The following is a 10,000-nucleotide window of genomic DNA, read 5'->3' on the forward strand; positions in this document are numbered from 1 at the left end:
GCGGCTCAGGCCAAGGAAGACGCCCGTCTGAACGGCATTCTGGCCGAAGCCGAGGCCTCGATCCGCGCCAAGCGCGACGAAGCCCTAGCCCACGTCACCGAGATCGCCACCGACACCGCGTCGGCACTGGTCGAAAAGCTGACGGGCAAGGCCCCGACCAAGACGGCCTTGACTGCCGCCCTGAAGAAGAGCTGAGGAGCACCCGATGGAACACGCTGAACCGTCCTTCTGGGCCAATCCGGAAACCTGGGTCCGTATCGGTCTGGGCTGCTTCTTCCTGCTTTTGATCGTCATGAAGGTGCCGCAAAAGCTGTGGGCCTCTCTGGCCGATACCGGCAATGCCGTCCGCGCCGAACTGGATGAGGCTGTGCGTATCCGTCAGGAAGCGCAGGCCCTGCTCAACCAGATCAAGGCCGAGCGCCTTGAGGCCGAGCAAAAGGCCAAGGAACTGATTGCCTTTGCCGAGGAAGAGGCCCAGCGCCTCACCGCCGAGGCCAAGACGAAGCTCGACGAGTCGATCAAGCGCCGTCAGGCGCAGGCCGAAGCCAAGATCGCTCAGGCCGAGGCCAAGGCCGCGTCCGAGGTCAAGGCCGCGGCCGCCGATCTGGCAACCCAGATCGCGGAAAACATCCTCATCAGCCGTGTTGACGGCCTGAAGAGCGATCCGCTGGTCGATCAGGCCATCACGCAGGTGGCGACCCGCCTGTCGTAAGACACGGCTATCGCGCAAGACAAAAGGCCCTGCCGGTTCGGCAGGGCCTTTTCTGTTTTAGCTTATGGCTGACGCACAGATAGTAAAACCTTTGCGAGTGTCCGTGTGGCGGCCTTCAGGCCGCATCCGTGTCTATCCGTAGTTAAGACTTCAGTCTTTCAACCCACCCAAGCGGCGGAAGATCAACCACACCGAGACGCAGACGCAGACAATCCCCACGACCGCCAGCGTAATCGACATGGTGGTAAACACATCCGCATTGCCGGGTTCGGTCATTTCGAGATTAATGGCCTTCTGATAGGCCCCCGCCGCACCACCGAGTGCGGCCAGACCGATCACCGAAATGAAGATCCATTGCAGGGTTGAGGCGATCATCTGCCACAGGCTGCGCTCATTGGCCTCTGCCTCTTCGGTCGAAACCGCGATGCGACCATCTTCGGCCAGCCATTCGTCGTCTTCCACCACCTCTTCGGCATGGACATAGGTCTGCGGCGCTGCGTGGCTATTGAAGCTCAGGGCGTCGCTTTGCACGGCGGCCGCAGCCGTGGCCACGCCCGTTGCCGGGTGTTGCAACTGCTCGCGCCAATGCATCGGTGTGTCTTTGGGGGTCTCTCTGGGTGGCTCAGGCACGAGCTGAGGCTGCGGGGCTACCGGAGCCGGAGCAGGCGCCGAGGCGGCGGCCGCATCGGTTTGGACACTGACCGGAGACGCCACAACCGTGGGCGGCGCGATCAGCGACGGGTTGGGACGCACCCCCGGTTCAACCTTGCTATGCAGCCGCATCACCAGCGGCGCATCCTCTGCCTCGTCGTCCGCTTCCTGAGCCGTAACAGGCGCAGGTTCCGGGTCACGGCGCGAAGATATGTCAAACGCGGCCGGAGCCGACGTCGGTTTGGCGGACGCGGGCGGCGGATTGTGCGGCGGGACCTGAACAGGTGCCGGCGCAGGTGTCGAAGGTGTAGCAGGTGTCGCTTTCGGCTTGGCCAGAGGCCCGGCCATAGTCGCATACGGCGAATAGAGGCGCATCAGGGCCGCCGCCGCTTCCGCCTTGCGCACCGCCTCCGCATCGGGATCGACGGCGGGCTTGGGGGTTTGATCCGCGCTTTTCTGCGCCTCAGCCGCGCGTTCACGCTCGGCGCGAGCGGCAGCTTCCGCCTGCTCACGCTCTATCCGTTCGTGTTCCAGACGCTCCCGCTCAAGGCGTTCCTGTTCCAGGCGTTCTTGTTCGAGTCTGTGTTGTTCAAGACGAGCTTGCTCAAGTTTGGCCTGCGCCTCACGTTCGGCGCGTTCACGCTCCAGACGCTCGCGCTCCAAGCGTTCGCGCTCCAAACGTTCTTGTTCAAGACGGGCCTGCTCAAGTCTGGCCTGTTCGAGGCGCATCTGCTCCAGGCGAGCCTGTTCCAGACGCTCGCGCTCCAGACGCGCCGCCTCTTCACGCAGGCGCGCCTCTTCCTCAAGCCGCTGGCGTTCCAGACGTTGCTGTTCAAGGCGCGCGTCCTCCAAACGGCGCAGTTCGCTCAGACGCGCCTCTTCGGCGACGCGGGCCGCCGCCAGAGCCTGAGCCTGACGCATGGCCTCCTGACGCAGGGTGTCTTCGCGGAAGCGCGCCTCTTCACGCAGGCGGATTTCTTCGCGCAGCTTGGCCTCTTCGCGCAGACGCGCTTCTTCGCGCTGACGCAACTCCTCACGCAGACGGGCTTCTTCGCGTAACCGCGCCTCTTCGCGCAGGCGCGCTTCCTCACGAACGCGGGTTTCTTCGGCCAGACGAATGGCCTCCAGACGGCGGGCTTCCTCGCGCAGGCGCTCGTCTTCGCGGGCACGCGCTTCGTCGGCCAGACGGCGGGCTTCGGCCTGACGCGCCGCCTCAGCGCGACGCGCGTCTTCGGCACGTTCGGCCTCGCGCTGACGGGCCTCCTCGGCGGCAGCCCGCTCAGCCTCCCGGCGCTGCGTCTCTTCGAGGCGCACCTGCTCCAGACGGCGGAACTCGGCCTGAATCCGCGCCTCCTGCTCGGCCTTTAGCAAGGCGGCCTGAACATCCATCGACGGCGACGTCGGGGCTGGAGCCGTCGGTGTTTCGGCAATATCGGCGACGCGCGTGATAACGGGCTTGGGGGCCGGTGCGGCGGGCGCAGGTTGCGGTGCCGCCGGCGCTTCGGCCGGGCGGATGACCATGCCCGGCGTCATCAGTTGCGGATCAAGCTCCATCCCCTCCATATCGGGGGTCAGGAACAGGCTCTTTTCGGAGGCACGACGGCGGATCAGCGGGGCCAGCACATAGGTTTGGCCGTTGAATTCGGCGCTGGTCCAGTTGTCCATCGCCTGCGCAGCTTCGGTGACGCGGCCTTCGTTGACGCGGCGCAGCACGTCCGATTGACCAAACGCCTCGATACCGATGTTGAAGCAGAACGACACCAGCGCATCGAACTGATTCTGCGTCAGCGGCGTGTGGACAAGATTATTGACCGCCTCAACGATCGGCAAAAGGTCAAAGCGCAGCAGAGCGTCGGCGTCTTCAGCGGTGACGCGCGCCCCTTCGCGGGCAGAAAAGGTATGGCCATAGCCGATCATCCAGCGCCCGTCGGGCAACTGCGAAGCCTGCTGGCGCAGACCTTCGAAACTCTTGATCAGCTCGACTCCGGCGCGGGAGATTTTATGGCGCGCTCTCATCACTTTTCCTGAACCAAAACGGTACACTTACGCAGGTAGGTAAAGGGCCCAGCAAGCATCGCGCCGCTGCGAACACCCCCGAACCATTTTTTCAACCGATTCGGACGCTTGCGCCCCCGACAGGATTAAGAAAAAAGGTTAATTCCGCCTGAGTAGCTATCCATAGGCTCTTACGTTTTTACAACAGAATTATCGCCGCCAGCCCCAGGAAACTAAAAAATCCGATGCAGTCGGTGACCATGGTCACAAAAATGGGCGACGCCACCGCCGGATCACGGTCCAGCCTCGACAAGGTAAGCGGCACCAGCGTCCCGGCCAGCGCCGCCGCGGTCAGGTTGATCAGCACCGCCAGAGCGATGGTTACCCCCAGCATGGGGTTCTGCCACACCGTTCCGGCGACACAGCCCAGAATGCAGGCGATCACCGCGCCATTGAACCACCCCACCCGCACCTCACGCCAGACGGTGCGCAAGGCGTTGGCCGTGGTCAGTTCGCGCGCCGACAGGGCCCGCACGGAGACGGTCAGAGCCTGCGTACCGGAATTGCCGCCGATGGAGGCCACCATAGGCATCAGCACGGCCAGCGCCACCAGCTTTTCGATTTCGCTCTGGAACATGCCGATCAGCGACGAGGCGACAAAGGCCGTCAACAGGTTGACACACAACCACGGCAGGCGTGAACGCACCACCTCAAACACCGTGGAGTCACGCCCCTCCTCATCGGACACACCGGCCAGAGCCAGAATGTCTTCGCGGTTTTCTTCCTGAATGATGTTCACGATGTCATCGACGGTGATCTGACCGACCAGCCGCCCGCCCTGATCGACGACCGGGGCCGAAATCAGGTGATATTTTTCAAAGATATAGGCCACCTCTTCCTGATCCATATGGACCTCGATCTCGGTGATCGGTTCCATAATGGCCGACAGGCGGACTTCGCGCGGCGTGCGCATCAGCAGCGACACGGGCAGCGCGCCGATAGGCTTATGCGTCGGCGAAATCACATAGACGTCGAAGAAGAGTTCTGGCAGGTCCGCCCCGTGCGCCCGCATATGATCAATGGCATCGCCGACATTCCAGAAGTCGGGCGCCGCCACGACTTCACGCTGCATCAGGCGACCGGCGGTCTCTTCCTCGAAGGCCAGAGATGTGACCATGGCCTCACGGTCTTCGGGGTCCATGGCCGCCAGAACCGCCTGCTGCTGCTCGGCCTCCATGTCCTCGAACACGGCCGCCGCATCGTCAGAATCAAGTTCCTGAAGCACTTCGGCCAGATCGACCGGACGCAGGTTCTCGACGATCTCCTCACGGATACCGTCATCCAGTTCCGGCAGCACCTCCGGCAGGGCATCAGCGGGGATCCAGGGAATGACCTGTTCGCGGTAATCTTCGGACAGGAAGCCCAGCAGATCGGCGACATCGGCCGGGTGCAGGGCGTCCAGAAGATCACGCAGACGCAGACCGTCATTGCGATCGGCAGCGTCGATAACGAGCTGAATATATTCCGGATTAAGGGCGTAATCGTCCTGAAGCGCGAAGTCTTCGATCTGTTCCGGAGTGATCAGTTCGGGACGCTCATCCGCCTCCGCCGTTTCGCGCGCCACGGCGTCGGCCAGCGCCTTCAGCGACCCGCGTAACTCATCGGGCGGCGTCGCCAGGGTATCGAGTTCAGGTTCGGGCTTTTGTGACAACTCTCCCCCTCCCTGTTCATCGCGATATCCCCTTGGGCATACATCTTTTCACGGAGCCAGACACTGGGCCGAATCCCTAGGGATTGCAACCGGTTTCGCCGGCAATCAGACACAAAAAAAGGTCTTGAGGGTTGCGCCTCAAAACCTTTTTTGACCCTGATGGTGCGGTCGAGAAGACTCGAACTTCCACGCCTTGCGGCACAGCGACCTCAACGCTGCGCGTCTACCAATTCCGCCACGACCGCACGCATCAGGAGGCGCGCCACTTAGCAAGCCTTGGCGGCTTTGTGAAGCGGCAAATGCGCATTATCCCCGGATTTTGCCAAAAAAGCGTGCGAAGCAATCCACACGGCGGCGTATCGCCTATCGCTTCGCGGCCATGGCGTGCGCCATCTGCCCTTCCAGCCAGCGGTCAATCTTCGCGTAAATCTGCGCAACCGACGCATTTCCGGCCTTTTGGTTGACGTCCCTAAGGCGGCGCGCACGCAGTCGCAGCCGGTGCAGCAGGATCACAGACTGGGATTGCCGAAGGTTCATGCGCTTCCGTGCGCCAGTCGCAGCGAATAGGCGATTGTCAGCAGAATGACCAGCAAGCCGACCAGCGCCAGGTCCGTCCGCAGCGTCTCCACCGAAAACAGCGAAACGCGGTCCTCACCCTCATCGTTCAGACTGTAGGCCGCCACAACCACAATATAACCAACCAGCCCCACAACCGCCGGCAACAGGGCCCAGCCCGTAATGATAGCCGCCACGGCCAGACCTTCGGTCAGAAAGGCCATGCCCAGCCCCAGACGCTCATAGCGCGCGAAAAAGTCGTCCGTACCCCGCGTGGCCTTGCGCAGGCGCATCAGCTTCTCGACCGTCCCTAAAATAAAGACGAGAACCGCCGCGCCACAAACCGTCAGGTAGGGCATGTCCGGGTGCACAGGAGACGAGACGGAGGTAATCATTGGCATAACGACGAACGGATTACCGGGACTTACCGTGTGGCCAGCAAAATGTTAATCTGTTTTACTGGGAAAATGTAAATTTTAAAAATGAGTGTCCGTTTAGATACGTTGCAGTGTCCGGACACTATGCTGAAATGTGTCAGCACAGAAATTGTGTAGGTCAGTGAAGGACCGCCTGCCAACCTGTTGACTTCATTCAGTTTGGCAAAGCCCGCCAATTTTGTCTGACCGGCTTTGTCCGGTTAAGACGCGTCAAAACGCACCAGAATCCGGATAAGACACGTCCGATTTAACCACCCCACATTGAGGCCATTGAATCTATTCAGAAATTAGCGCATTTCGTAAAGTCGCTAATTTTGAACAAACGCCCTTTGGTATATCCGTCTGTACGGCGTCCAGGGGCAGTCTCTGATTCTACCCAAACTGGCGGTTCAAACATTTATGGGGGACGTGTCGCCTTATGCGACGTGGAGCACCTCTGCCATTGAGGCGGGTCACACGGTGGACCTTGGCCTGAGTCTTCGGTGGGGCATAGCCCAAAAAACGGACCGGCGCTTTTGGCTGTTTTATCGGTATTGGCCAGTTATGCCTCGGTAGAGCCCGGGTAGGTCCGAGCCCTCCTCTGGTGGCATTGAGGCGCGACGCCCGAGTCGACACGCAGCGGGCGATCTCTAAGCCATCGCGATGGCTGGCCTCTACATTGCCTTATCGGCTTAACGGAGGCATAGTTAACGGATATGGCCGCAGCAATCGGTGGCCTCGAGGACGCTCAAATGGAAAGCGCCTACTAAATATAAAAGGGTGTGGAAAATGTATTATCCAATAATAGTGACTTTAATAGGATTTTTTTCGTTTGGCACCAGCGTGTTTTACATAAATGATATTGCCCAAAAGATTGTGATTACAGGAATAGGTATAATTTTATTGTCATTTAACTTTATAGCGCTGTGCCCCAGGTGCCGCACGCACATATCCAGAGGGGCGGGAAAATGGCGACATCAAGATTTTCCAGTTTCCGAGACATGTTATACATGCGGAAGATCGCGCAAAGGCGTATGGCCACTACAGTTTTTGTTTAAACCAGAGCCTTGGGACGGAAAATATCACGATCATTGAAGTCATTAAGAGTTTTATCAAACACTTTGGACAGTCTTCTGGCTCTATTCTCTTTTTCATGAGCCCGCAAGGGACACCCTGCCCTTGGCCCTCAGCCCCAGACTTAAAAAATAGCCTGAGAGGTCGTTTTTCGGCGATGTTGCCCGCAGCCAAACAAGGCTGGGGCCGACGCCGATGGCTGGCGTATCGTTATTGGCCCGTCCTAACGCGTGTGTGCTGCCTGCTGATAATCTTGATAACGCCATAGAAACCTGAACTTCTTCCACGTGCCTGGCGGGATGCTTCCCGTCTCTGTTTTTACTTTAGCATGCTTTAAAAACAGGATAGCCGTCGGCTTGCCGAATCCCATTCCCGGCGGGTTTTCAATTACGACCGCGCAACGCTTCAACCTACCGTTCGTGTTGACTTCGCAGTCGACAACCACTTCTGCGTCGACCTTGGCAGCCATAGCCTCCGGCGGGTAGTAAGGCTCCGGGTATCGGGAGCGCTTCACGTCTTCCTGCGTGTAGAAAACAGCATCCGGAGGAATGTCGGAAGGCAATGGCGATTCAGAGCTCACCGTTGCAACCGCCGCTAAAAACAGCATGTTAGTGATCGCCATGAACCGTCCCCCTTCGAATCTCGCAAAAACGGATAGCAGGCCCAACACGGCGTTCCAGGCATTTCCCATTTGGACGCCATACAGGCGTCTGTATGATCTGACGATAGCGGTTAACTTTACGGCTGTGAAGACGAATGGCCGGAGCGGCGCCCAAGTGCCCCCTTTGTCTGGGGTTAACAGGTGCCTTCCGGCTCCATTGAAATCGAAAGGGCATGACCTAGCGAGTGAATTTGCGAAACCGAGAATGGGGCAGGGTGAACACCAATGGCAAAACGTTTGCGGCAAATGTTGGTGGCCGATCAGCATTCATCCCCAGAAACGGCTTAAGTTGGCCACCATACTTCTGAAATAAGGGAAATGTACGTGTCTTATTCGGAAAAATGACATTCCTTATCCGGAACGTACAAAAATGGTGACCCCTGCAGGACTCGAACCTGCGACCTCTGCTTTAGGAAAGCCTTGCTCTATCCGGCTGAGCTAAGGGGCCATACGCGTCGGCTTTAGCACGCCGTTTACGGCTTTGAGAAGCCGTTTCAAACCCTTCCCGACCTAAAAAACTGTGTGAGAACGCAACCGACTCGACTCACAGCGCGACTCAGCGCATGCATGAAATTGAATATGGTTAATGCGCCACTGGGCCACCATATCTAGTATAGAACAAATCAGGCATCGCGCGATGTCACTGATTCGGTCATGATTCGTTTTCATGGCGTTCACGGCGTTGGACTCCAGCCGTTAACCTCTGAATTTACGCGCTTTCGACACCGTCTTGTGCCTTTCCAAGGCCGCTTTAAGCGTTTAAAACGGCTGCGTGCCCGATCGTTCTCCCCCCATTACCACCTTTGTCGACCCAAACGCGGACTCGCGGTTGGTGGCCGTTTTAGGGCCGACCAATACCGGCAAGACCCATTATGCGCTGGAGCGGATGATGGCCCATGCCACCGGCATGATCGGCCTGCCGCTGCGGCTTCTGGCGCGCGAAGTCTATGATCGCGTGGTGAAGGAAAAGGGCGTCAATGCCGTGGCCCTGATCACCGGCGAAGAGAAGATTATCCCGCGCTTACCCTCCTATTTCATCTGCACGGTCGAGGCCATGCCGCTTGAGCGCCGCGTCGATTTTCTGGCCGTCGATGAGATTCAACTATGCGCCGATACCGAGCGTGGCCACGTCTTTACCGACCGGCTTCTGCACGCGCGCGGGCGCTACGAGACACTGTTCATGGGGGCAGCGACCTTTGCGCCCCTGTTCCGTTCGCTGTTTCCCCATGCCGAGGTGCAGTTCCGTGAGCGCCTGTCGCAACTGAGCTATGCCGGGTCGAAGAAGCTGACCCGCCTGCCGAAACGCACGGCCATCGTCGCCTTTTCGACCGAGCAGGTCTATGCCATTGCCGAACTGATCCGGCGTCAGCGTGGCGGGGCGGCCGTGGTGATGGGCAGCCTGAGCCCCAAGACACGCAACGCCCAGGTAGATCTGTTCCAGCGCGGCGAAGTCGATTTTCTGGTCGCCACCGACGCCATCGGCATGGGGCTCAACATGGATATCGACCATGTGGCCTTTGCGGGCCTGTCGAAGTTCGACGGCCGGCGCACGCGGGCCCTGACAGCGCAGGAGGCCGCGCAGATCGCCGGGCGCGCCGGCCGCAACCGCAGGGAGGGCACGTTCGGTGTAACAGGGGATGCCGATGAGATGGACGATGACCTGATCGCGGCCATTGAAAACCATCGCTTCCTCAGCCTGACGGCGGCGCAATGGCGCAATCACGAACTGGATTTTTCGTCGCTCGACAACCTGCTGCGCAGCCTGACGCGGCCTTCGCCGGCCCCGGCATTGCAATTGGCCCGCGAAGCGCTGGATGAGAAGGTGCTGCGCCATCTGAGCGCCGAAGCGGACATCGCGCAAAAGGTGCGCAATCCGATCAGTCTCCGCATCCTGTGGGAGGTGTGTCAGCTTCCTGATTTCCGTAAAGTGTCGCTTGACGAACACCTCAAGACGGTCGGTTTCCTCTTCTGGTCGCGCCACCGCCCGGACGGGTTTGTGCCGCACGACTGGTTCGATGAGCAACTGAGCCACCTCGACCGCATGGATGGCGATATCGACACCCTGTCGGGGCGGTTGTCGGGGGTACGCACCCTGTCCTACATCGCCAATCGCACCGGCTGGCTGAAGACGGCGGAGCACTGGCGCGAAGCGACGCGCGATCTTGAGGCGCGTCTGTCTGACCGGCTGCATGAGGCCCTGATGCAGCGCTTTGTCGATCAGCGCA

General features: G+C 59.8%; 6 protein-coding genes, 2 tRNA genes and 1 pseudogene. 3 read left to right on the forward strand and 6 right to left on the reverse strand.

All coding sequences use genetic code 11. The features are described from left to right. Together LDL37_RS11935 and LDL37_RS11940 are read left to right on the forward strand one after the other, a co-directional pair. A pseudogene (locus LDL37_RS11935) lies at window positions 1-195 on the forward strand (hypothetical protein); the annotation flags it as partial. Window positions 196-205: 10 nt separating this feature from the next. Beyond that, a complete protein-coding gene (locus tag LDL37_RS11940) occupies window positions 206-712 on the forward strand; it encodes an ATP F0F1 synthase subunit B (protein WP_290798503.1) in 507 nt (168 codons plus the stop codon). 150 nt (window positions 713-862) lie between these two features. Here LDL37_RS11940 and LDL37_RS11945 read toward each other — a convergent pair whose 3' ends face one another. The 6 genes from LDL37_RS11945 to LDL37_RS11970 form a co-directional block, all read right to left on the reverse strand. Continuing rightward, complete coding sequence (locus LDL37_RS11945) at window positions 863-3,379, reverse strand: glycoside hydrolase family protein (RefSeq protein WP_290798506.1); 2,517 nt, start codon at window positions 3,377-3,379, stop codon at window positions 863-865. A gap of 178 nt (window positions 3,380-3,557) precedes the next feature. Then, window positions 3,558-5,069, reverse strand: a complete 1,512-nt coding sequence (mgtE, locus tag LDL37_RS11950) for a magnesium transporter (protein ID WP_126419875.1) — start codon at window positions 5,067-5,069, stop codon at window positions 3,558-3,560. A 160-nt stretch (window positions 5,070-5,229) separates the two neighbouring features. Then, window positions 5,230-5,314: transfer RNA gene (locus LDL37_RS11955), tRNA-Leu, on the reverse strand. Between the two features lie 288 nt (window positions 5,315-5,602). Continuing rightward, on the reverse strand, window positions 5,603-5,983 hold the full coding sequence (locus LDL37_RS11960) for a hypothetical protein (RefSeq protein ID WP_290798511.1): 381 nt from the start codon (window positions 5,981-5,983) through the stop codon (window positions 5,603-5,605). Between the two features lie 1,354 nt (window positions 5,984-7,337). Further along, window positions 7,338-7,736 (reverse strand): energy transducer TonB, encoded by a 399-nt coding sequence (locus LDL37_RS11965; RefSeq protein ID WP_290798514.1) that lies wholly within the window; start codon window positions 7,734-7,736, stop codon window positions 7,338-7,340. Window positions 7,737-8,146: 410 nt separating this feature from the next. Beyond that, window positions 8,147-8,223, reverse strand: a tRNA-Arg gene (locus tag LDL37_RS11970). 384 nt (window positions 8,224-8,607) lie between these two features. On the opposite strand from LDL37_RS11970, the gene LDL37_RS11975 reads away from it, so the two are divergent. Continuing rightward, a partial coding sequence (locus tag LDL37_RS11975; RefSeq protein ID WP_290798517.1) for a helicase-related protein occupies window positions 8,608-10,000 on the forward strand: 1,393 nt, incomplete at its 3' end.

Origin of the sequence: Asticcacaulis sp. (assembly GCF_020217185.1) — a bacterium.
Classification (GTDB): Bacteria; Pseudomonadota; Alphaproteobacteria; order Caulobacterales; family Caulobacteraceae; genus Asticcacaulis.